Below are 21718 nucleotides of genomic sequence, written 5' to 3'. Positions count from 1 at the left end.
GTACGGACCGTGCCCCCGACCGTCCACGATGCCGGACACGGGACGTAACGGGGCCGCTAGCGTGGGGCGGTGCGCCTGCAGCGGGCGCCGACCACGAACGAGGCAACAGGAGGCAGACGTGGCGAAGCGGGTCGTGGTGACGGGAGCGAGCTCGGGCATCGGAGCGGCGACGGTGCGGTCGTTCCGCTCCCGCGGCTGGGAGGTCCTGGCCGTCGCGCGACGCGAGGACCGCCTCCGGGCGCTCGCCGACGAGACGGGGGCGGCCTGGTTCCGGGCCGACCTCACCAGCGACGACGACGTGGCCGCCCTGCGGGCCCACGTCGAGGAGACCGGACCGTTGCACGCCCTGGTCAACAACGCGGGTGGGGCGTTCGGACTCGACAGCGTCGAGAACGGCTCGATCGACGACTGGCAGCGCATGTTCGACGTCAACGTCCTGGGCACCAAGCGCGCGGTCACCGCCTTGCTGCCGTCGCTCCGCCGCGGAGCCGAGGAGGCGCGGGGCGCCGACATCGTGACCGTCACGTCGATCGCCGGTCACGTCGCCTACGAGAACGGCGGTGGCTACAACGCCTCGAAGTTCGCCGAGCACGCCCTCGTGGCCGTGCTGCGGCTCGAGCTGGCCGGGGAGCCGATCCGGGTGATCGAGATCGCGCCGGGCATGGTGCACACCGAGGAGTTCTCGCTCGTGCGCTTCGGCGGCGACCAGGACCGCGCCGACGCGGTCTACCGCGACGTCGAGTCGCCGTTGACGGCTGACGACGTGGCCGAGTCGATCGTGCACTCGGTCGAGCTGCCGGCCCACGTCAACCTCGACCTGGTGACCATCAAGCCCGTGGCTCAGGCGGCGACGTACAAGGTGGCCAAGGGCGAGCTGAGGGTCAAGAAGGACTGACCGAGCCGGCCCCGCCGTCCGTGCGGCTCTCGCGCAGGGCCGCGAGGTCGCCCTCGACGAGGTCGCGCAGGCGCTCGTGGCGCCCGTCGTCGTAGTCGTCGGCCGGGCGCGCGGCCCAGCCGAGCCGGTCGACGACCGTCTGCCCGACGTCGTCCCACGCTCGCGACCGGGCGTCCGCGACGACCTCGGCCACGAAGTCGTCGTCCTCCCGGCGGGCGGCCAGCGCCCGGGCCACGCCCTTCGACGCGGCCTCGCGGAGCTTCAGGGCGTCGGCGTCCTCGGGACGGTAGTCGAACTGGTGACGGGACTGACCGTACGACCGCCCGGTCATCCGACGCAGTCTGCGGACGCGCACCGCGGCCGACGTCTGCTCGGCCGTCAGGCGGTCGATCTCGTCGCGGGTGACCCGCGTCGCGACGTCCTCGTCGAACGGGAGGCGCTCCTGCAGGGCACGGCGGATGATCTGGTTCGTGACGGCCACCACCAGGGCCGCCCGGACGATCAACAGGCCTTCGTCGACCGCGCGCTCGAGCGCCGTGCGTTCCGCGCGACGGCGCGTTCCCGGTCCGTGGGGCACTGGTCGACGTCCTCTCGTGGTGGCGGGTCAGGCCCCGACCCTACCGGCGCGCGGGGGAGCGACGACCGGGTGGGCGGACCGCGCGACGGGTGGGCGGACGACGCGTCACACGGGTCACCAGCGGGTGGTTCCGGCGGGGGACGACCCGCCCGGCGACCGGGGGGACGTCGCCGACGGTGCCCGCGCCTCCTGCCGTCCGGGGCCCGGAGGGCCGCAGAACCGCGTGGGACGGCGAGCCTCACCCGGGGGGAGCGGACGCGGACCGGCCCCCACCCGGGCGCCACCCGGACGTCACCCGGACGAGGCCCCCTCGAACGGGGGACCCCCTCGTTCTTCGTCTTCCCAGGAGGGACCCGTACCGTTGTGGAGGTCAGGACGTCCCGAACCCGAATCCGGGACGTGCCTCTGCCGTGGTCGCCCGAATCGACCGCCGGCCGACGACGTCGGGCCACCCCTCCCGACGACGCCACCCGAACGCACCCTCCGACGAGGGTCGCCACCCGAACGCGACGCCCTGCGGCGCGACGGCGACCGTCGACGAACCCAGAGGAACCCCCGTGACCCTCCGCGTCCGCACCTCCCTGCCCTCCGTCCCCCCGGCCCCCCGCGTCAGCGTCGTCGTCTGCGCCGACGAATCCACCCCCTTCGACGGCCTGACGGCCGCGCTCGACTCCGTCCTCCGCGACGGCGACGTGCACGACGTCCTCGTGGTCGTCGATCGGGCACCGCGACTCCGCGACCACCTGCGCCACCGGTACGACGACCTGCTCGTCGTCGACAACACCCGCACCCCGGGGCTCGCCGGCAGCCGCGACACCGGCATCGAGTCGGCACGCGGCGACGTCGTCGCGTTCCTCGACGCGGACTGCGTCGCCCACGCCGGCTGGGCCCGGGCGCTCGCCGCCCCGTTCGACCAGGTCGACGTCATCGCGGTCGTGGGACGGACCGAACCGACCTGGCCCGGTGCGGCCTCGTCCGCCCTGCCCGACGACCTGCTCTGGGCCGTCGACTGCACGCCCCGTACGCGACCCGACGGCCTCGTCGGCTTCGACGACGTGGCGGGAGCGACCGTGGCCTTCCGACGATGGGACCTGCTGCAGGTCGGTGGCCTGGCCAGCGGTGTCGACGCCCGTGAGGGCGTGCCCCGCGGCGCCGAGTTCGTCGAGCTGTGCCTGCGCCTCGCCGCGGACGAGCCGGAGGCGCGGGTCGTGTCGACCTCGTCGGCCAGGGTCTCGCGCACCGTGCGTCCCTCGCGGACGCGCCGGAGCTCGGTCGTCGGCGCCGCCGTGGACCGCGGCGTCACCCAGACCGCGCTGCGACGCTCCCTCGGGGGAGAAGCCGACACCGCCGTCGTCCCGGGCGTCACGGCCGCTCGCCTGGCCTCGGGCGCGTGGCGTTCGTTCGTCGGTCGTCGGAGGGGCACGGCGGTGCTGGCCGCCGCGGCCGTCGGTCTCGTGGCCGGTCGCCTGCTCGGGCTGCTGCGCGGAACGCACGTCGGTCTGCCGATCGACCAGCTCGAACCGCTGCGTTCGGCCACCGTCCGCCACTGACGTCTCCTGGTCGCGACGGCGTTCCCCGGGCCCCCACGGGTCCGGGGTCGCAAGATGGACGTGTGATCGTCCCGACCAGAGTCGCCGGCCTCGAGGCCCTCGACGAGTTCCTCCCCCTCGCCGGCTCCGCCTACGCCCGTGACCGGAACCACGACCTCGGGGTGTCACGCCGCACCGTCTCGGGGCTGTCGCCGTACCTCCGCCACCGTCTCGTGACGGAACGCGAGGTCGTCGGCGCAGTCCTCGAGCGTCACACGCTCGGTGCGGCGGAGAAGTTCGTGCAGGAGGTGTTCTGGCGCACCTACTGGAAGGGCTGGCTGGAGCAGAACCCCGAGGTGTGGCGGCGGTACCGACGGGACGTCGACCGCGCCGTCGACGCCGGCGTCCCCGCGGGGTACGACGAGGCGGTCGCCGGCCGCACCGGCATCGACGCGATGGACGCCTGGGTGCGCGAGCTCGTCGACACCGGGTACCTCCACAACCACACGCGCATGTGGTTCGCCAGCATCTGGATCTTCACCCTCGGCCTTCCGTGGCACCTGGGCGCCGACTTCTTCCACCGCCACCTGCTCGACGGGGACGCGGCCTCGAACACCCTGTCCTGGCGCTGGGTGGCGGGCCTGCAGACCGCCGGCAAGACCTACCTCGCGACGGCCTCGAACATCTCGCGCTTCACCGACGGGCGCTTCTCGCCCGAGGGTCTCGCCACCACGGCCAGGGCCCTCGACGAGGAGCCGTTGCCGCCACGGACGCCCGTCGAGGCCGCCGACGTCGTCGGCTCCCCGTATGGGCGGGTCGGGCTGCTGCTCCACGAGGAGGACCTCGAGCCCGAGAGCCTGCTCGCCGAACGCCCCGGTCTCGTCGCGCGGCTGTCGGCCGTGGCCGTCTCCGCCGACCCCGGAGGCCGGTCCCCACAGGGCGCCTCCGCCGCCGTCGTGGCCTTCACGACGGGCGCTCGGGACGACGCGGCGACACGGACGCGGGACGCCGACGGTCGGCCCGCCCGGACGCCCACCGACGCACGGCCCGCCGCCGTCGTCGAGTGGGCGCGGTCCGAGGGGCTCGACACGGTGGTGACGCCGTACGCCCCGGTCGGTCCCGTCCAGGAGCGACTGACGTCCGTGCGCGGAGCCCTCTCTGCCGAGGGGATCGACCTCGTCACCGTCCGGCGGCGGTGGGACGGCGAGGCGTGGCCGTCCGCCTCCCGGGGCTTCTTCCCGTTCCGCGGTCGCATCCCCGAACTCGTCCGCCAGCTCTGAGGCGGCCCGGGGAGGGCCGGGGGCGGCAGCTCGTCCGAGGCTGTGGACCGCCCAGGCGGTCGCCCGTACCGTGGGCCACATGGACCAGACCATGCCGGGGGCCGACGCCGATCCGGTGTCCCGCACCGCGCCTCCGTTGCTCCGCCCCGCGTTCATCCGACAGCACTGGGGCGGCCTGGCCTTCGCGCACTGGCGGGTCGAGCCCGATCGCGTCGCCCCGCTGCTGCCGCCCGGCACGCGGCCCGACGTGTTCGACGGGTCGACCTGGGTCGGGCTCATCCCGTTCAAGCTGACGGGCAGCGCCTTCGGGCCGCTGCCCGCGGTGCCCTGGGCCGGGGACTTCCTCGAGACGAACGTGCGGCTGTACTCGGTCGATGCCCTGGGCCGACGCGGCGTGGTGTTCCGCACCCTCGAGGCGCAGCGCCTCGTCTCGGTGCTCGCGGCGAACGTGGGCCTCGGTCTGCCGTATCGCTGGGCGTCGATGCGCGAGTCCCGGGTCGACGGGGTCGTGACGTACCGCAGCACCCGGCTCGGGCCGGGGACGAACCCGTCGTCGCGGCTGTCCGTCCGTCCCACCGACGAGGTGGTCGACGGCGACCCGCTCGCCGAGTTCCTCACCGCCCGCTGGGGCATGCACGTCGCCCGCGGCGGGCGCACCCGGTACTGGCCGAACCGGCACGACACCTGGTCGCTGCGCCGGGCCGAGCTGGTCGACCTCGACGACGAGCTCGTCGCCGACGGCGGCCTGCCGGGCGTCACCGACCGCGAGCCCGACTCACTGCTGTGGTCCGACGGCGTCGACACGGTCTTCGCGCCTCCCGGGGGTGCCTGGGTCCCGGCGTGACGCGGGGAGCCCTGCGCGCGTTACGGTTGTCGGCATGGTCACCCCACCCGACGACAGCCAGGCCGCCCCCGCACGACCCGAGGTCGAGGCTCCCGAGCGGGAGGTGCTGGGCTGGCTCGAGTTCGGTGAGGCCGCTCGCCACCTGGCCTCCGACGTCGTCCAGGCGGGGTTCACGCCCGACGTGATCGTCGCCGTCGCCCGCGGGGGGCTCGTGCTCGCCGGTGCCGTGGCCTACGCGCTCGACACCAAGATGTGCGGTTCGATCAACGTCGAGTTCTACACGGGCATCGACGAGCGGCTGCCCGAGCCCGTGCTGCTGCCCCCGACCCTCGACGCCCCGTCGCTCGAGGGCAAGAAGGTCCTCGTCGTCGACGACGTGTCCGACTCGGGGCGCACCCTCGTGCTCGTGCGCGACCTGCTCGCCGAGGTGGCCTCCGAGGTCCGCACGGTCTGCCTCTACAGCAAGCCCCGCACCGTGCTCGAACCCGACTTCGTCTGGAAGCGCACCGACCAGTGGATCACCTTCCCGTGGAGCGCACTGCCGCCCGTCACGCGTGAGGTCGGAGCGGGGGCGGGCGAGTGAGCATCCACCTGGTGGGCGGCGGCTGGTCGCCCGACGACACCGAGCTGTACGACCTCTTCGTCGCCGAGGCCGCCGTCCGCGGTGCCGCCGTCGGTCGGAGCGTGCCGCGCATCGCCGTGCTGATCGTCGTGGCCGACGACTCGCCGTCCGCCGAGTTCCGTGACGGCTACCCCGCCATGCTGGCCGCCGGGGGGCGCTGTGAGGCCCTCACGACCATCGTCTCCGCCGGGGACGAGTTCGACACCCGCGTGCTGAGCGACGTCGACGGCCTGCTCGTGGCGGGTGGGCTCACCCCCGCCTACCTCGACGCGGTCGCTCCGTTGATCGACCAGGTGCGCCTCCTGGTGGCCGACGGGCTGCCCTACCTCGGTTTCTCGGCCGGCGCCATGATCGCCGCGGACCGCGCCGTGCTCGGCGGCTGGTTGATCGGCGACGTCCCGGTCTGCCCCGAGGACGCGGCAGAAGACCTCGACGAGGTCACCCTCGCCGACGGCCTCGGCCTCGTCGACCTCGCCATCGACGTGCACGCCGCCCAGTGGGGCACCCTGACCAGGCTCATCGCCGCCACCGAGGCGGGACTCGTCCGTGGTGGCGTCGCCATCGACGAGAACACCGCCCTGGTCGTCGGCGAGGGCGCCCTCGCGGTGCTCGGCACCGGCAGCGTCTGGCGGGTCGAACCGCAGCTCGACGACGGCGGCGAGATCGTCGGCGTCTCGGTCGGCACGCTCGGGGTCGAGTGACCGTCGAGGCGCACGATCACCGTCGACCGCTCTCGGAGCAGATCGACCCCTCGTGGGCGACCGCGCTCGAACCCGTGGCCGACCGCATCACCGACATGGGCGAGTACCTGCGAGCCGAGGTGCGCGCGGGGCGCGGTTACCTGCCCGCCGGCGAGGACGTGCTGCGCGCCTTCCGACAGCCGCTCGACGAGGTGCGCGTCCTGATCGTCGGTCAGGACCCCTACCCGACGCCCGGCCACCCGATCGGGCTGTCGTTCGCGGTCGACCCGCACGTGCGCCCGGTGCCGCGCAGCCTCGCGAACATCTATCGCGAGCTGCACGACGACCTCGGCGTCCCCGTCGTCGAGCACGGTGACCTGACCTCGTGGTCGCGCCACGGCGTGCTGCTGCTCAACCGGGTGCTCACGGTGCGTCCGGGCGAGACGGCGTCGCACCGCGGCAAGGGCTGGGAGCCGGTCACCCAGCGCGCGATCGAGGTGCTCGCGGCGCGGGGAGGGCCCCTCGTGGCCATCCTCTGGGGCCGTGACGCGTCGGCGCTCAAGCCGATGCTCGGCGACGTCCCCTCGATCGAGTCGCCGCACCCGAGCCCGCTGTCGGCGTCGCGCGGATTCTTCGGCTCGCGGCCGTTCAGCCGGGCGAACGAGCTGCTCGTCGCCCAGGGCGGCGACCCCGTCGACTGGACGCTCCCGCCCGCCGTCTGACGGTCCCGCACCCGGCGTGGCAGAGTGATCCCGTGCTCGAAGAGGAATACCAGCCCCGGCGTCGGCTTCCCCGAGCCCTCCGCCCCCCGGCCCCGGTCGAGCCCGGCTTCACGTTCGAGATCCGACCCGCGACGCCCGCCGACCTGCCCTACGTCCAGGAGATCTACAACCACTACGTGGCGAACTCGTCCGTCACCTTCGACGAGGACGCGATGACCCTCGCCGAGTGGCGCCGCAAGTTCGCCTTCGTCACGACGCTCGGCATGCCGTTCCTCGTCGCGGTGAACCCGTCCGGCGAGGCCCTCGGCTATGCGCTCGCGACCCCGTGGGGCGGCAAGGCGGCCTACCGCTACACCGTCGAGAGCTCGATCTACCTGCGGGCCGCCTCGACCGGCAAGGGCCTCGGCCGTGCCCTGCTCGAGGCGCTCGTCGAGGCCTGCCGGGACGCGGGCATCCGCGAGATGATCGCCGTGATCGCCGACAAGAACGCCGAGGCGTCGATCGGCCTGCACGAGCGCCTCGGCTTCACCGAGGTCGGTCGCATGGGCCGGGTCGGCTTCAAGTTCGGCCGCTGGCTCGGCACGATCACGATGCAGAAGTCGCTCAAGAAGCGCCGCCGCGCCTGAACCTCAGGGCAGCGGGCCGACGATCTCCCGCAACATGCGTTCGGTCGCGTCGACGGTGCCGGGCTCGCCGCGCCAGAGCATGCGGACGATCAGGCCGTCGACGGCGAGGGCCACGACGTCGAGCCGCTCGCTCGGCACGCCGGTCCGCCTCAGCACGTGTTCGAGCGACGAGTACCAGAGGTCCGCGTCCTCGCGCAGCGACTCGTCCCGCATGGCGGTGAACAGCAGCTCGTACTGCGCCCGGGCCGACCCGCGCTCGGTGATCGCGTACCGGACGAGCGTCTCGGCCAGGTCGGCCAAGGAGGCGCGCTCGAGGCGGTCGAACGACCGCACCCAGTCCGTGGTCGCGTGGCGCAGCGCCGCCCGCAGCAGGTCGTCGCGTCCGGCGAAGTAGTACGTGGCCGCCGAGACCGGGACGCCGGCCGCGCGGGCGACCGCGCGGTGCGTCACGGCCGAGGGGCCGCCCGCCTCGAGGACGGCCAGGACGCCGTCGAGCAGCGCGCGCCTCCTGGTCTCGCCCTTCGGGGTCAGGGCCTGGCCACCGGGGCCGACGGTCGAGCCGCCGGGGCCCCGGCCGTCACCCGACGTCGTGTCGGTCACGGGGTCAGGCCGCGGCCTCGTGGCGACCGCCGAGCTCGAGCATGGTGACGCCGCCGATGACGAGGACGATGCCGCCGAGCTGGACGAGGGTCAGGGGCTCCTTGAAGAAGATCCAGCTGATGAGGGCGACGAGGACGACGCCGACGCCGGCCCAGATCGCGTAGGCGATGCCGAGCGGCACGCCCTTGCTCAGCGACTGCGAGAGCATCGCGAACGCGAAGACGTAGCCGACCACGACCGCCGCGTACTGCCACCACTTGGCGTCGGGGCCGCTGGTGACCTTGAGGAAGCTCGTGGCGAAGACCTCGCCGACGATGGCGAGCGCGAGGAAGAGGTAACCCATGACGGTGTCCTGTCGAGACGTGCGACGGTCCCGGAGGCGACCTGCGGCCGGGGGAGCACGAATGGGACAAATGTACCAGAAAGCGAGATCCGTGGCCGGAGCCGCGGCCTAGGCTCGACGGGTGTTCGAACTCCACCACCTGAGCGCCCACGAGCAGTGGGACTGGCTGCGTCGCGGCGAGGTCTCGCCCCGTGAGCTGACCACCCACTACCTGGAGCGCATCGCCCGCCTCGACGGCGACGTCGGCGCGTTCGTGACGGTGACCGGCGAGGCCGCCCTCGCGCGGGCCGACGCCCTGGCCGCCGGAGGCCCCTCGGTCGCGCCGCTCTGGGGGCTGCCGCTGGCCGACAAGGACCTGAGCGACCGCGCGGGCGTGCCGACCTGGTCGGGCTCACGCCTCAGCAGGGGCCGGGTGCCCGAGACGTCGGCCGAGATCACCGAGGCGCTCGACGAGGCCGGCGCGATCAGCGTGGGCAAGACGGCCACGCCCGAGTACGGGTTGACCGCGTACACCGAGACGCTCGTGGGCCCTCCGACGCGCAACCCGTGGGCGCCCGAGACGGGCGCGGGCGGGTCGAGCGGCGGCGCCGCGGCCGCCGTCGCCGCGGGGTTGTTGCCGTTCGCACCCGGGTCCGACGGCGGGGGCAGCATCCGCATCCCGGCCGCCGCCACGGGCCTCGTCGGACTCAAGCCCTCCCGGGGACGCGTGCCGGCGCAGTCGGGTCTGACGAGCCTCGCGGGCCTGCCGGTCGGCGGGGCCCTGGCCCGGTCGGTGGCCGACGCCGCCCTGCTGCTCGACGCGATGGTGTCGCCCGACGGGCGCGAACCGCGGCACCACCAGGCCCTCTGGGCACCTCCGTCACCCGACGGCGCCTACCTCGGCACGGCCGTGCGGGGTGAGGGACGCTTCCAGGTCGCCGTCATGACGACGAGCCCGTGGGACGACGCGTTCGACGTCCGGGTCGACCCGCGCCTCCTGGGCGTCCTCGGCGAGACCGCCGACCTGCTCACGACGATGGGGCACGGCGTGGACGAGACCACCCTGCCGGCGTCCGACTACCCGGCGTTGTTCCGCACGATCTGGCAGGCGGGGGCGGCGGGCATCCCGGCCGAGACCGAGGCCGACCTGGCGCTGCTCGAGCCCGTCACCCGGTGGCTGGTCGAACAGGGGCGACGCGTCACGGCGCGAGAGCTGTCGGCGGCGCTCGTCGGGCTCGCGGCGTTCGAACGAGTCGTCGTCGAGCGGTTCTCGGCCTTCGACGCCGTCCTGACGCCGACCCTGGCGATGCTGCCGCGCCCGCTCGGCTGGTACGACGCCGAGGACGCCGAACGCAACTTCGAGCAGCAGTGCCTGTACTCGCCGTTCACGTCGTTCGTCAACGTGGCCGGGCTGCCGGCGATCAGCCTCCCGGTGGGCGAGGTCGACGGCGTGCCCGCGGGCGTGCAGCTGATCGGGCGACCGGGGCGCGAGGACGTCCTGCTCGCGCTCGGCGCCCAGCTCGAGCGGCGGCTGCGGTGGCAGCGTCGGCACCCGCCGATGTGGTGAGCCGCGTGGGCACCGCTGACGAGCCGGGGCTCAGTCGAGCGTCGGCACCGAGTCGACCAGCGTCCGCGTGTAGTCGTGCCGCGGTCGACGCAGCACGTCGTCGGTGAGGCCCTGCTCGACGATGTGACCGTCTCGCAGCACGGCGACCCGGTCGGCGAGGTGCTGCACGAGTCCGATGTCGTGCGACACGAGCAGCAGCGACAGCCCGCGTTCGTCGCGCAGCTCGCGCAGCAGCTCGAGGATCTGCGCCCGCACGGTGACGTCGAGCGCACTCATGGGCTCGTCGCCGATCAGCAGCCGCGGCCCGTGCACGAGGGCCCGGGCCAGGGCGATGCGCTGCCGTTGGCCCCCGCTGAACTCGTGGGGCCAGGCCTCGGCGTCGTGCGCCGAGAGGCCAACCCGTTCGAGCATCTCTGCGACCAGGCGGTCGTGGTCGCCCTCGACGCGTAGGGCGCGCAGCGGCTCGGCCACGGTGTCGCCCACGCGCATGCGGGGGTCCAGCGAGGCGTAGGGGTCCTGCAGGACGATGCCCGTCTGGCGCCGCAGCCAGCGCAGGCGCGAGGCGCGGTCGGGGGCGACCGTGCGCCCGTCGAAGGTCACCGTGCCGGACGTCGCCCTGTCGAGGGCCAGCAGCAGGCGCACCAGCGTGGACTTGCCCGAGCCGGACTCACCGATCAGCGCGACGCTCTCGCCGGCGGCGACCTCGAGGTCGGCGTCGACCAGAGCGTGGCGCACCGGGCCCGGTCGGAAGGGCGAACGGCGCGGCAGGGTGAAGGTGCGAGTGAGGCCCCGGGCGACGAGCAGAGGAGGCGCGGGTGCGGTGGTCGGGTCGCTCACGAGGACCTCCAGGTCGTCGCTCTCGTGGCCTCGACGAGCCCGCGGGTGACCTCGTGCTCGGGGCGGTGCAGCAGCTGCTCGACGGGGCCCCGCTCGACGACGCGCCCGTGCGACAGCACCGCCGCGTGGTCGGTGATGCGCGAGAGCACGGCGAGGTCGTGCGTGACGAAGAGCAGCGACGTCCGCTGCTCGTCGACCAGGCGCTGGAAGAGCGCGAGCACCTCGGCCTGCGTGGTGACGTCCAGCGCGGTGGTCGGCTCGTCGGCGAGGACGAGCCCCGGCCGGTTGATCAGCGCCATGGCGATGCCGACGCGCTGCCGCTGACCGCCCGAGAGCTGGTGCGGGTAGAGGTCCACGACGGTCTCGGGGTCGGGCAGGCCGACCTCGGCGGCCGCGGCCACCGCTCGCGAGCGGGCGTCCCGGCGACCGACGCGGCCGTGCAGGCGGAGGGGCTCGACGATCTGTCGCCCGACGGTCACGACGGGGTCGAGGGCCGTGCGGGGGTCCTGGAAGACCGTGCCGACGACGCGGCCGCGCAGGCCGGCCAGGTCGCGCTCCGACGCCCCGAGCAGTTCGCGTCCGTCGAGCCGGATGCTGCCCGTCGCGCGGGCGCCGTCGGGCAGGAGGCCGAGCACGGCCAGCGTCGTCATCGACTTGCCCGAACCGGACTCGCCGATCAGTCCGACCCGCGCACCGTCGGGCACGTCGAGCGAGAGGCCGTCGACGACGCGGCGGCCGCCGACGGTCACGGTGAGGTCGTCGATCACCAGGCTCACGAGACGACCCCCGGGGTGGTCGAGGTGCCTGCGGCGCTCGGGGCGGTGGCTCGCGGGCGAGAGGTGGACGGAGCCGGTGTCGTGGGGGAGCCCGGGGTGCCACGTCCCGTCCGCCGGGACCGCAGCCGGGGGTCGGAGGCGTCGCGCACGGCGTCGCCCAGCAGGTTGAGTGCCAGGACGGTCAGCGTGATGGCGAGCCCGGGCCAGACGACCGACCCCGGGTGCACGCCGATGAACTTCTGCAGGTCGCTCAGCAGACGCCCCCACGAGGCGGTGTCGGCCGGGGCGCCGTAGCCGAGGAACGACAGTCCGGCCTCGGCGAGCACGCTCGTGGCCATCGACAGCGAGAGCTGGACGACGAAGACGGGCGCGATGTTCGGCAGCACGTGGCGACGCAGCACGGCCCCGCTGCCGAGCCCGTTCGCCCGGGCGGCGAGCACGTAGTCGGTCCGCGCCACCTGACGGATCTCGGACCGGCTGACCCGGGCGATCGTCACGCCGTAGCCGATCCCCACGGCGACGACCACCACGGTGAGGGACCCGCCGAACGCCGCGGCGAGGGCCATGGCGATCAGGAGCGTCGGGAACGCCACGAGCACGTCGATCAGCACGGCGACCGACTCGCGCACCCAGCGGGACGTCAACGAGCCGAGGGCGGCCAGCCCCACCCCCACCACGGTGGCGACCACGCCCGAGGCGACGGCGACCACGACCGTCGTGCCCGTCGCCGCGACGACGTAGCTGAAGATGTCGCGGCCGATCGAGTCGGTGCCGAAGGGGTGACCGAGCGAGGGCGTCAGCCAGGCCGAGTAGGGGTCGGTGTCGAAGGGGTCGAGCGGGGTCCAGAACCGGCTGACCACGGCGGACAGGACGATCAGGGTCAGCCAGCCGGCGCCGAACGCGCCCTGCGGTCGACGCAGCAGCTCGCGGACGAACGCGCCGCGCCTCATCGGTCGCCCTCGCGGAGGCGCGGGTCGAGCCGCCGGTGCACGACGTCGATCACGAGGCCGATGAACAGCACGAGCGTGGTCAGCGTCATCAGTTCACCCTGCACCTTGGTCAGGTCGCGGCGGCCGACGTCGGTCACCAGCATGCGGCCGAGCCCGGGCAGCGTGAACAACTGCTCGACGACGACGGCCGACACGATCAGGCCGGCCACCTGCAGGCCGAGGATCGACACGATGCTGAGCATCACGTTGGGCAGCCCGTGTCGCACGAGGGCGCGCGACCGGGTCATGCCGTTGGCGGCGGCCGTCCGCACGTAGTCCTGGTCCAGGGCCCCGAGCGCCGCCGACCGGGTGAAGCGCAACAACACGGCCCCCTCGACGATGCCGATGGTGAGGGCCGGCAGCACGAGCGAGCGCAAGGCCCGCCCGGGCTCGCTCCAGCCGTCGGCCGGGAACCCCTGCGTCGGCAGCAACCGCAGCGTCACGGCGAAGACGCCGATCAGCAGCATGCCCGCCCAGACGACCGGCACGGCCGCGAGCAGCTGGGCCCCGGTGCCGAGGACGACCCCGGAGGCGCGGCCACGGCGGAGCGCGCTCGTCACGCCGAGCGGGATGCCGATCAGCAATCCGAAGACCAGGGACAGCCCCGCGAGCGGCAGGGTGACGGCCAGCTTGTCGAGCACCTCGTCGACCACCGGCGTCCCCGTGACGAGCGATTCGCCCAGGTCGAGCCTCAGCAGCCCGCCGGCCCAGTCGAGGTACTGCACGACGACGGGACGATCGAGGCCGAGCTGCTGACGGAGGGCGGCGACCTGCTCGGGTGAGCCGGTCGTGCCGGCGATCGCCTGGGCGACGTCGCCCGGCAGCAACCGCAGCGTCGCGAAGATCAGCACGCTGGCGACGGCTAGCCCCCCGACGAAGAGGAGCAGGCGGCCGACGACGAAGCGGGTCACTCCGTCGTGGCCAGGTCAGCCAGGTCGAGGCGGGTCGTGGTCGAGCTCGTCGGGAAGCCGGTGACGCCGTCGTGGATCGCCGTCAGCGTCGTGGCCGTGTAGAGCCATTCGGCCGGTGCGTCGTCCGAGACGATCGTCGCCGCCTCGGCGAGCTTCTCGTCGGCCACCTCCGGGTCGGTCGCCGCGATCGACTCGGCGTAGAGCTGTTGCACGGGGGCGCTGTCGTAGCCCCAGTAGTAGTCCGGGTTCGCCCAGTTCGCGAAGTCGTGCGTCTCGGCGTGGTTGACCATGCTGAGCTCGAAGTCCTTGTTCACGTAGACGTCGTCGAGCCAGGTGCTGAAGTCGACCTGCTGCACCGTCAACGTGACGCCGACCGCCTTGAGTTGCGTGGTCAGCACGTCGCCGATGGCGGCCGGGTAGACGTTGGGGTACTCGAGGGTGAGCGAGAGGTCACCGTCGTGACCGGCCTCGGCCAGCAGGCCCTTCGCCTCGTCGGGGTCGTAGGAGTCGACGCTCGTGAGGTCCTCGTAGCCGGGGTCGAGCTCGGGGATCGGGCCCCCCTGGTCCACCGCCGACCCGCCGACGGCGGCGATCAGGGCATCGTTGTCGATCGCGAGGCGCAGGGCCTTGCGGACCTTGGCGTCGGTGAAGGGGGCGACGGCGTTGTTGAACGCGAGGGTGTACTTGTCGGTCGTCTTGCCCTTCTCGAGGGTGATGCCGTCCACGCCGTCGAGCTGGGTCGACAGGGTCGCGTCGACCGCGGTCTGCACGTCGACGTCACCCGAGATCGAGGCGTTGATCGCCGCGGACGGGTCGGTCACGTAGCGGAAGGTCACGCCCGCGACCTTCGCCGGGGTGCCCCAGTAGTCGTCGAAGCGCCCGAGCTGCAGGTTGTCGCCCTGTCGCCAGCTCGTCAGCTCGAAGGGGCCGGTGCCGTTCGCCGTCGTCGAGAGGTCGTTCGTCGCGGACTGCTGGAGCACGAGGCCCGCGCGACCGGTGAGGTCGAACAGCAGGGACGAGTCGGGTCGCGAGAGCGTCAGCACGACGGTGTCGGCGGCGGGCGCCGTGATGGTCGAGACCGCGGCGAGGTCGGAATGGCTCGCGAGCGAGGCGTCGTCCTTGACCTGGGACAGCGACCAGACGACGTCGTCGGCCGTCATCGCGGCCCCGTCGTGGAAGGTCACGCCGTCGTGCAGCGTGAACGTGTAGGTCAGGCCGTCGTCGCTGACCGTGTGGCTCGCGGCCAACACGTCGCGGATCTCGTTGTCCTGCGTGCGGCCGACGAGGCCCTGGTAGACGTTGTCGATCAGCACCTGGTCGAGCGCGATGCCGGCCGTGGTGCGGATGTCGAGGTCGCTCGGCTCGAGCACGAGGCCGACGGTGACGGTCGCGTCGGGGTCGGGGGTGCCCGACCCGTCGGGGGACGAGGCGGACGAGCAACCCGTCGCGAGCAGCAACAGCGCGGCGACGGCGGCGGAGAGGGGGAGGGTGCGCACCTGGTGGGGCCTTCCGGGGATGGCCGTGGCGGATCGTCCACGGCGACGGGGGACCGGGGGCGCGGGAGAGCCCCTCGGTCGTTCGGCGGGGGAGTCCCGGTCGCTGCTGAACCGGTCCACGCGATCCGTCACCGTGTTGCTGTCGGACACGGCACGGCCCCTTGCGCCGGGCGTCGCTGACGGACTCCCGAACCCGTCAGAACTTACCATCACGGCAGCGAGGTCGCTGTCAATCGAGAGACCCGTGTGGCGGATGAGGCAAGCCTTACCTATATTGAAGGGGTCATGCTCTTCGTAGACCAGAACCCGCCCCTGCCGCACGACGCCTTGCGCGTCCTGTTCGCCGCCGACGCGACCTCGATCCCCGTCCTGCGAGAGATGCTCTCGGTCCTGCCGATCTGCGCGAGGGGCCAGGTGTTCGTCGAGGTCGAGAGCGCTGCCGACGTCGTGCCGCTCGCCTCGCCGGGTCGCGTCACGGTCACCTGGCTCGCGCGGGACCGCCGCTCGGGCGTGCCCGGCACCGGCACCGCCTGCGCCCCCGGCCAGGCCCTCGAGCGGGCGGTCCGTGCGTGGCTCGGCGAGATGTACGTCGAACCCGAGACCGTCGCGACGGGTGACCACGTCGTCTGGATCGGCGGCCCGCCCTCGTTCGCCTACGACCTGCGGCACGACCTGCACCAGCTCTTCCACGTCGGCACCCCCGCCGCGGCCTGACCGGCTCCCTCGATGACGATCACGTCCCCGGGCACGTCCACGTCCGCCGCCACCGTCGAACGACCGGCGAAGCCGGCCCACCGCCCCTACCGCGTCCGGGTCGCGGCCGTGCGTCGGCTCGCTCCGTCGTTCGTGCGCATCACGTTCACCGGTGACGACCTGGGCGACTTCGGCGTCGACGGCCTCGACCAGCGCATCAAGGTCGTCCTGCCCCTCGAGGCCACCGGCTACGACACGTTCCCGACCGACGACTGGTACGCCTCGTGGCGCGCCCTGCCGCCCGAGCAGCAGAACGCCTTCCGCACCTACACGGCCCGGGCCGCCCGCCCCGAGAGGCGCGAGGTCGACGTCGACTTCGTCTGCCACGGCGACACCGGCCCCGCCTCGGCCTGGGCCGGGCGCGCGCGCGTCGGTGACGAACTCATGCTGATCGGGCCCGACGCGACGAGCGGCGTCACCGGCAGCGGCGTCGAGTGGTCACCGGGTGACGCGCGCACCGTGCTGCTGGCCGGCGACGAGACGGCGGCCCCGGCCATCTGCTCCATCGTCGAGGCCCTGCCGGTCGACGCCCGGGGGTGCGTCTTCATCGAGATCCCGACCGCGGCCGACGAGCTCGACCTCGTCGCGCCTCCCGGGGTCGACGTCCACTGGCTGCCGAGGCGAGACGCCACGTCCGGTCACGGCGAGGCCCTGGTGGTCGCCGTCCGCCGCTGGACCGCCCGCTACGTGACCGCCTGGCACCACGGCGTCGAGGTGAGCGAGGTCGACATCGAGCACGACATCCTCTGGGACGTCCCGCAGGGCGACGATCCGCGCGGCACCGCCGTCAGCTCCGACCTGTACGCCTGGTTCGCCGGCGAGGCGGGGGCGATCAAGACGCTCCGACGCTTCCTCGTCAGCGAGGTCGGCATCGACCGGCGCCAGGTCGCCTTCATGGGCTACTGGCGGGTCGGCAAGTCCGAGTCCTGAGGCCAGGCCCTCGACGACGAAGGAGGCGCGACCACGTCGGTCGCGCCTCCTTCGTCTCGTATCGTGGTCGCGCCTAGACCTCGGCGGGCACACCGACGAGCTCGGAGGTGCGCTCCCAGAGGGCCTCGGCGAGCAGGGGATCGGTGGCCTGGCGGTGCAGGCGACCGTGCGGCGACAGCTGGTCGAAGTAGGTGCCGCTCTCGACCGAGATCGTCGTGGGCCCGGCGAGCTGGATCAACGGCACGGCGCCGGCCGACGCCGAGATGCCGTAGTTGCCGTTGGTCAGGACGTTCGCGACCCGCATCGAGCGTGAATCCGAGCCGAAGCCGGTCATCACGATGCCCGGGTGGAACGAGAACGCGTCGAGGCCCGTGCGCTTCGCCAGTTCACGGATGAACAGGACGGTCTCGATCTTGGTCGTGCCGTACTGACGCCAGCCCCCGGCCCATCGACGCTTCGACCAGTTGAGGTCGTCGAGTCGGACGTGCCCGAGCAGGTTGGCCGCGCTGGCCGTCGACACGACCCGGCCACCGCTCTCGACGAGGCGGGGCAGGAGGAGCCTGGTCAGGAGGAACGGTGCGAGGTGGTTCGACTGGAGGGTGCGCTCGAACCCGTCCGCGGTGAGGCCTCGTTCGCTGACGAGACCTCCGGCGTTGTTGGCGAGGGCGTCGATGCGGGGATAGCGCTCCAGCAACCGGTCGGCCAACGACCGGACGTCGTCGAGCCGGTCGTAGTCGACCAGGAAGGCCGTCCCGCCCACCTCGTCGGCGACCGCCTGGGTGCGTTCCGGGTTGCGTCCGACGACGCCGATCTCGGCGCCGCCCTTCGCGAGTTCGCGGGCGGCCTCGCGGCCGATGCCGCTGCTCGCCCCGGTGATGATCACGGTGCGGGTCATCGATATCCGCCCTTCTCGAGGCCGGCCTCGATCTCGAATCTGTTCGACAGCGGGTCGCTGCCGGCCAGGAAGTACAGTACGGGCATCAGCATGCCGTACCTCTGCCACTGACGGACGTGCACGGCCTCGTGTTCGAGGACGCGTGGCCCGTCGTTGTCCCGGGTCAGGTAGACCCGACCGACACAGGTGCCTCCCCGCTTGAACGCCCAGCGGGGCAGGCCGCTGCACACGATCAGGTCACCGACCATGCGGACCCGCCCCACGCTGAGCGGCACCCCGACCGCGAGACCGACGACCGTCGCCCAGGCGCAGCCGAGTCTCGAGATCGGGGAGTCGAGCAGGGGGTTCTTCACGGACGGCCGTAGGCGTCGAGCAGGCGCAGCCAGACTTCGCTCACCGTCGGGTACGACGGGACGGCGTGCCACAGCCGGTCGATCGGCACCTCGCCGACGACGGCGATCGTGGCGGCGTGCAGCAGGTCGCTGACGTCCGGGCCGACGAAGGTCGCGCCGACGATCACCCCGCGGGACTCGTCGACGACCAGCCGCGCCTGGCCCTTGTACTCGTCCGAGTGGATCGCCGAACCGGCGACCGCGGCGAGGTCGTAGTCCACGACCTTGACGTCGATGCCTCGCTTGCCGGCGGCGTCGGCCGTGAGGCCGACGCTCGCGACCTCGGGGTCGGTGAAGGTGACCTGCGGCACTGCTGTGTCGTCGGCGGTCGCGACGTGTGCACCCCACGGCTCGGCGTGCACGGGCTTTCCGAAGGCGCGGGCGGCGATGACCTCGCCGGCGGCGCGGGCCTGGTACTTGCCCTGGTGGGTGAGCAGGGCGCGGTGGTTGACGTCGCCGACGCCGTAGAGCCAGTCGGTGCCCTTGACGAGCATGGTGTCGTCGACGTCGAGCCAGTCGCCCGGGGTGAGCCCGACGTTCTCGAGGCCGAGGTCGGAGGTGCGGGGGACACGGCCGGTCGCGACGATGATCTCGTCGGCGACGACCGTGGAGTCGTCGTCGAGGGTGACCTCGACCGTGTCGTGCTCGGTGCGCAGCACGGTCGAGGGCGAGACCCCGAGGCGCACGTCGACGCCGAGACCCCGCAGCGAGTCGGCCACGAGTTCGCCGGCGAAGGGCTCCTGGCCACCCAGCAGACCACTGCGGGCGATCAGGGTGACGGTCGAGCCGAGCTGCTGGTACGCCGTGGCCATCTCGGCGGCGACGACGCCACCGCCGACGATGACGACGCTCTGCGGCATCGACTCGACGCTCGTGGCCTCACGGCTGGTCCAGGGCTTCGCCTCGGCGAGGCCGGGGATGTCGGGCAGGAGCGCCGACGAACCGGTCACCGCGGCGACGGCGTACGTCGCGTGGTGCACCTCGCCGTTCACCGTCACCTCCTTGACGCCGGTGATGGTGGCGTGCCCGCGGATCAGGTCGATGCCGGCGCCCTCGACCCAGTCGGCCTGGCCCGAGTCGTCCCAGTTGCTGGTGAACGAGTCGCGGCGACGCAGCACGGCGGCGACGTCGACGTCACCGGTCACGGCCTGCTTGGCCCCGTCGAGCGACTTCGCCGCACGGACGACGGCGCTCGAGCGGAGCAGCGCCTTCGACGGCATGCAGGCCCAGTACGAACACTCGCCCCCGACGAGCTCGGCTTCCACGAGCCCCACCTTGAGGCCGTTGCGGGTGGCGTAGTCGGCCACGTTCTCGCCGACAGCGCCGGCTCCGATCACGATGAGGTCATAAGTCGTCATGGCCCCGACGCTAGTCGCCCGGGGCCTGGCGTTCTCAGGCGGGTCCCCGGGCGGACGTGGCCGTTTCGTGAAACCCTGCTGGGTCTTTCCTGAACGGCACGAGCGAGATCCGGGAGGCACGGGTAGCGTCCCTCACATCAGCGCACCACCGCGATCGTTGCGGGGGAGCGCGTCAACCTACGAGGAGGCACACATGGGACTCGACGACAAGATCAAGAACGCCGCTCAGGACATCGCCGGCAAGGCGAAAGAAGCTCTCGGCGACCGCAAGGGCGACGACGAGCTGAAGGCCGAAGGTCAGAAGGACCAGGCCGGTGCCTCCGCCAAGAAGGTCGGCGAGGACGTCAAGGACGTCTTCAAGTAGGCCGATCCGCCTCGTTCTCGGGCCCGTCCACCCCTCGGGGTGGGCGGGTTCTTTCGTGTGCCCACGACCGAGGAGGCGCGGTCACCGTCCCGTGAACTCGGCGACGGTCCGCGAGACGAAGGCCTCGAACCCGATCCGGGCGTCGTCGGTGGCGAGCAGCCGCACGAGCTCGGGCTGCAGGCGGGCCTCGGCCGCGGCGTCGCCGTCACGGACCGCGAGCCGGGCGTTCGCCAGGGTGGCCTGCACGGCCAGGGGCGCCTGGGCGGCGATGCGACGGGCCAGGTCGCGGGCGTGGTCGAATGCGGACCCGACGTCCACCAGGTCCTGCACGAGTCCGATGCGCCGCGCCTCCTCGGCGTCGAGGAGGTCGCCGGTCAGCAGGTACCGCATCGCGTCGCCCCAACCGACCCGGCGGGGGAGGCGGATCGTCGCGCCACCGAAGGGGAGGATGGCGCGGCTCACCTCGATCTGACCGAAGCGGGCGTCCCGGCTCGCCACCACGACGTCGCTCGCCAGGGCGAGCTCGACCCCGAGGGTCAAGCAGGTCCCCTGCACGGCCATCACCACGGGCTTGCCCACCTGGCGACCGTGGACCTGCCACGGATCGAGACCACCCTCGGGGACCACGTCGAGGCCCTCCGCGGTGACCGCGGGCACGACGTCGCCGAGGTCGAGTCCCGCGGTGAAGTGGTCGCCGTGGGCGAAGAGCAGTCCCACCCGCAGGTCGGGGTCGCGGTCGAGTTCGCCGTAGGCCAGGGCCAGTTCGCGCAGCATCCGCAGGTCGGCCGCGTTGCGCTTCTCGGGCCGGTCGAGGCCGATCAGCAGCACGTGGCCGTCCCGCTCCACCGTCACGCGCGGACGGTCGGCGGCGGAGGCGGCGGGGTCGGCCGGGTCGGCGCTCGGGGGGCCCGCACTCATCGGGACAGGGCTCCGAGGATGCGCAGGATCGGGCCCATGTCGTCGGAGGCGGCTTCGGCGTCGACCGGCGCGAACGAGCACAGGCCCGCGCCGACCAGGGAGAAGCGCTCTTTCAGGGCCGTGATCGTCTCGATCAACACCCCGAGCTCGAGACCGAACGGCTGGGGGTCGAGGAGGCCCTCGATCACCCCCGGGTCCAGCACGTCGAGGTCGACGTGGAGGTACACCTCGGTGGCGCCGGACGCCTCGACGGCGGCGACCACCTCGGCCGGGTCGAAGTCCAGCGACGACACCGTGGGGACGTGGCGGCTCTCGATGTAGCGGTCTTCCGCGTCGTCGTAGCTGCGAGCCCCGGCGAGCACGACCCGGGCGGGGTCGAGCGGTTCGGGCGTCGGACCGGGGCCGATGGTCGGGAGGTCCTCGGTGGCGTCACCGATCAGGGCCCGCAGCACCATGCCGCTGAAGGCACCGCTCTCGCTGCTGCGCGGGCTGTGGAGGTCGGGGTGCGCGTCGAACCAGACCACGGCGGTGCGGGGGGTGACCGCGTGGCGGACCGCGGCGAACTCGACGCCGCAGTCGCCGCCCACCACGATCGCGGGGGAGTCGTCGGCCCGCAGCTCGCGTCCGACCGACTCGGCGATGGTGAGCACCGACGAGAGCCGGTGCACCCGCGTGCCGAGCGAGTCGCCCGCACCCACCGGGACCTCGACCAGGGTGGTGGCCGTCGACGGCAGGTCTCCGAGGACGGCGTACGCACCCTCGGCGAGCCGCATGGCGCGCGACGACGGAGAACCCTGCCACTGTGGAACCACGACGAACCTCACGCGCGTCAGTC

25 protein-coding genes are annotated in these 21718 nt (G+C 73.0%); 12 read left to right on the top strand and 13 right to left on the bottom strand.

The features are described 5' to 3' along the window. Positions 1 to 118 precede the first annotated feature (118 nt). On the top strand, positions 119 to 895 hold the full coding sequence (locus tag OVA02_RS13215; protein WP_233568346.1) for an SDR family oxidoreductase: 777 nt from the start codon (positions 119 to 121) through the stop codon (positions 893 to 895). Here the strand turns inward: OVA02_RS13215 and OVA02_RS13210 are convergent. Beyond that, positions 882 to 1472, bottom strand: a complete 591-nt coding sequence (locus tag OVA02_RS13210; protein WP_192123341.1) for a hypothetical protein — start codon at positions 1470 to 1472, stop codon at positions 882 to 884. The genes OVA02_RS13215 and OVA02_RS13210 overlap by 14 nt on opposite strands. A gap of 557 nt (positions 1473 to 2029) precedes the next feature. On the opposite strand from OVA02_RS13210, the gene OVA02_RS13205 reads away from it, so the two are divergent. The 7 genes from OVA02_RS13205 to OVA02_RS13175 all read left to right on the top strand — a co-directional run bounded on the left by OVA02_RS13205 (position 2030) and on the right by OVA02_RS13175 (position 7775). Further along, positions 2030 to 3022, top strand: coding sequence for a glycosyltransferase (locus tag OVA02_RS13205; protein WP_267658661.1), 993 nt, complete (start codon positions 2030 to 2032; stop codon positions 3020 to 3022). A 62-nt stretch (positions 3023 to 3084) separates the two neighbouring features. Then, positions 3085 to 4281, top strand: coding sequence for an FAD-binding domain-containing protein (locus OVA02_RS13200; protein WP_267658660.1), 1197 nt, complete (start codon positions 3085 to 3087; stop codon positions 4279 to 4281). A 79-nt stretch (positions 4282 to 4360) separates the two neighbouring features. Then, positions 4361 to 5125 carry a YqjF family protein gene (locus OVA02_RS13195; RefSeq protein WP_235452558.1) on the top strand — a complete coding sequence of 255 codons (765 nt, stop codon included), beginning with the start codon at positions 4361 to 4363 and terminating at the stop codon, positions 5123 to 5125. 34 nt (positions 5126 to 5159) lie between these two features. Further along, on the top strand, positions 5160 to 5708 hold the full coding sequence (locus OVA02_RS13190) for a phosphoribosyltransferase (protein WP_267658659.1): 549 nt from the start codon (positions 5160 to 5162) through the stop codon (positions 5706 to 5708). Then, a complete protein-coding gene (locus tag OVA02_RS13185) occupies positions 5705 to 6448 on the top strand; it encodes a Type 1 glutamine amidotransferase-like domain-containing protein (RefSeq protein WP_267658658.1) in 744 nt (247 codons plus the stop codon). Before OVA02_RS13190 ends, OVA02_RS13185 begins: the two co-directional genes overlap by 4 nt. Further along, positions 6445 to 7149, top strand: a complete 705-nt coding sequence (locus tag OVA02_RS13180) for a uracil-DNA glycosylase (protein WP_056046001.1) — start codon at positions 6445 to 6447, stop codon at positions 7147 to 7149. The genes OVA02_RS13185 and OVA02_RS13180 overlap by 4 nt, the downstream gene beginning before the upstream one ends. A 32-nt stretch (positions 7150 to 7181) precedes the next feature. Then, on the top strand, positions 7182 to 7775 hold the full coding sequence (locus OVA02_RS13175) for a GNAT family N-acetyltransferase (protein ID WP_056045998.1): 594 nt from the start codon (positions 7182 to 7184) through the stop codon (positions 7773 to 7775). A 3-nt stretch (positions 7776 to 7778) separates the two neighbouring features. On the opposite strand, the gene OVA02_RS13170 is transcribed toward OVA02_RS13175, so the two are convergent. Both OVA02_RS13170 and OVA02_RS13165 read right to left on the bottom strand, forming a co-directional pair. Then, complete coding sequence (locus OVA02_RS13170) at positions 7779 to 8375, bottom strand: TetR/AcrR family transcriptional regulator (protein ID WP_267658657.1); 597 nt, start codon at positions 8373 to 8375, stop codon at positions 7779 to 7781. Between the two features lie 4 nt (positions 8376 to 8379). Next, positions 8380 to 8718 carry a DMT family transporter gene (locus tag OVA02_RS13165; RefSeq protein ID WP_056045992.1) on the bottom strand — a complete coding sequence of 113 codons (339 nt, stop codon included), beginning with the start codon at positions 8716 to 8718 and terminating at the stop codon, positions 8380 to 8382. A gap of 121 nt (positions 8719 to 8839) precedes the next feature. Here OVA02_RS13165 and OVA02_RS13160 point away from each other — a divergent pair, with 121 nt between their 5' ends. Then, positions 8840 to 10264: an amidase gene (locus tag OVA02_RS13160; RefSeq protein WP_200413112.1), complete on the top strand. Its 1425-nt coding sequence runs from the start codon at positions 8840 to 8842 to the stop codon at positions 10262 to 10264. Between the two features lie 30 nt (positions 10265 to 10294). Here the strand turns inward: OVA02_RS13160 and OVA02_RS13155 are convergent, their stop codons facing one another. The 5 genes from OVA02_RS13155 to OVA02_RS13135 are packed head-to-tail and all read right to left on the bottom strand — an operon-like array spanning position 10295 to position 15273. Next, positions 10295 to 11101 carry an ABC transporter ATP-binding protein gene (locus OVA02_RS13155; RefSeq protein WP_192123352.1) on the bottom strand — a complete coding sequence of 269 codons (807 nt, stop codon included), beginning with the start codon at positions 11099 to 11101 and terminating at the stop codon, positions 10295 to 10297. Next, complete coding sequence (locus OVA02_RS13150; protein ID WP_267658656.1) at positions 11098 to 11877, bottom strand: ABC transporter ATP-binding protein; 780 nt, start codon at positions 11875 to 11877, stop codon at positions 11098 to 11100. The genes OVA02_RS13155 and OVA02_RS13150 overlap by 4 nt, the downstream gene beginning before the upstream one ends. Next, positions 11874 to 12827, bottom strand: coding sequence for an ABC transporter permease (locus OVA02_RS13145; protein ID WP_267658655.1), 954 nt, complete (start codon positions 12825 to 12827; stop codon positions 11874 to 11876). Before OVA02_RS13145 ends, OVA02_RS13150 begins: the two co-directional genes overlap by 4 nt. Beyond that, the gene (locus OVA02_RS13140; protein WP_267658654.1) at positions 12824 to 13777 is read right to left on the bottom strand and encodes an ABC transporter permease; all 954 of its coding nucleotides are present in this window, start codon (positions 13775 to 13777) and stop codon (positions 12824 to 12826) included. Before OVA02_RS13140 ends, OVA02_RS13145 begins: the two co-directional genes overlap by 4 nt. Next, entirely contained in the window at positions 13774 to 15273 is a 1500-nt protein-coding gene (locus OVA02_RS13135) for an ABC transporter substrate-binding protein (protein WP_056045977.1), read from the bottom strand. Before OVA02_RS13135 ends, OVA02_RS13140 begins: the two co-directional genes overlap by 4 nt. 285 nt (positions 15274 to 15558) lie before the next feature. Here OVA02_RS13135 and OVA02_RS13130 point away from each other — a divergent pair, with 285 nt between their 5' ends. Both OVA02_RS13130 and OVA02_RS13125 read left to right on the top strand, forming a co-directional pair. Further along, positions 15559 to 15987 carry an SIP domain-containing protein gene (locus tag OVA02_RS13130; RefSeq protein WP_056045975.1) on the top strand — a complete coding sequence of 143 codons (429 nt, stop codon included), beginning with the start codon at positions 15559 to 15561 and terminating at the stop codon, positions 15985 to 15987. Positions 15988 to 15999: 12 nt separating this feature from the next. Next, positions 16000 to 16956, top strand: coding sequence for a siderophore-interacting protein (locus tag OVA02_RS13125; protein ID WP_056045971.1), 957 nt, complete (start codon positions 16000 to 16002; stop codon positions 16954 to 16956). A 73-nt stretch (positions 16957 to 17029) separates the two neighbouring features. Here OVA02_RS13125 and OVA02_RS13120 read toward each other — a convergent pair whose 3' ends face one another. The 3 genes from OVA02_RS13120 to OVA02_RS13110 are packed head-to-tail and all read right to left on the bottom strand — an operon-like array spanning position 17030 to position 19601. Then, a complete protein-coding gene (locus OVA02_RS13120; protein WP_267658653.1) occupies positions 17030 to 17851 on the bottom strand; it encodes an SDR family NAD(P)-dependent oxidoreductase in 822 nt (273 codons plus the stop codon). After that, a complete protein-coding gene (locus OVA02_RS13115) occupies positions 17848 to 18204 on the bottom strand; it encodes a Fe-S oxidoreductase (protein WP_267658652.1) in 357 nt (118 codons plus the stop codon). The genes OVA02_RS13120 and OVA02_RS13115 overlap by 4 nt, the downstream gene beginning before the upstream one ends. Then, on the bottom strand, positions 18201 to 19601 hold the full coding sequence (locus tag OVA02_RS13110) for a dihydrolipoyl dehydrogenase family protein (protein WP_267658651.1): 1401 nt from the start codon (positions 19599 to 19601) through the stop codon (positions 18201 to 18203). The genes OVA02_RS13115 and OVA02_RS13110 overlap by 4 nt, the downstream gene beginning before the upstream one ends. 193 nt (positions 19602 to 19794) lie before the next feature. Here OVA02_RS13110 and OVA02_RS13105 point away from each other — a divergent pair, with 193 nt between their 5' ends. Beyond that, entirely contained in the window at positions 19795 to 19965 is a 171-nt protein-coding gene (locus tag OVA02_RS13105) for a CsbD family protein (protein WP_043595102.1), read from the top strand. Positions 19966 to 20046: 81 nt separating this feature from the next. On the opposite strand, the gene OVA02_RS13100 is transcribed toward OVA02_RS13105, so the two are convergent. After that, complete coding sequence (locus OVA02_RS13100; protein WP_267658650.1) at positions 20047 to 20883, bottom strand: crotonase/enoyl-CoA hydratase family protein; 837 nt, start codon at positions 20881 to 20883, stop codon at positions 20047 to 20049. Next, a complete protein-coding gene (locus OVA02_RS13095) occupies positions 20880 to 21707 on the bottom strand; it encodes an arginase family protein (protein ID WP_307785086.1) in 828 nt (275 codons plus the stop codon). Before OVA02_RS13095 ends, OVA02_RS13100 begins: the two co-directional genes overlap by 4 nt. Positions 21708 to 21718: the final 11 nt, after the last annotated feature.

The organism is Frigoribacterium sp. SL97 (assembly GCF_026625765.1).
Classification (GTDB): domain Bacteria; phylum Actinomycetota; class Actinomycetes; order Actinomycetales; family Microbacteriaceae; genus Frigoribacterium.
Note: the sequence above shows the minus strand (reverse complement) of the source record. Positions and strands in the feature narration are given on the sequence as shown.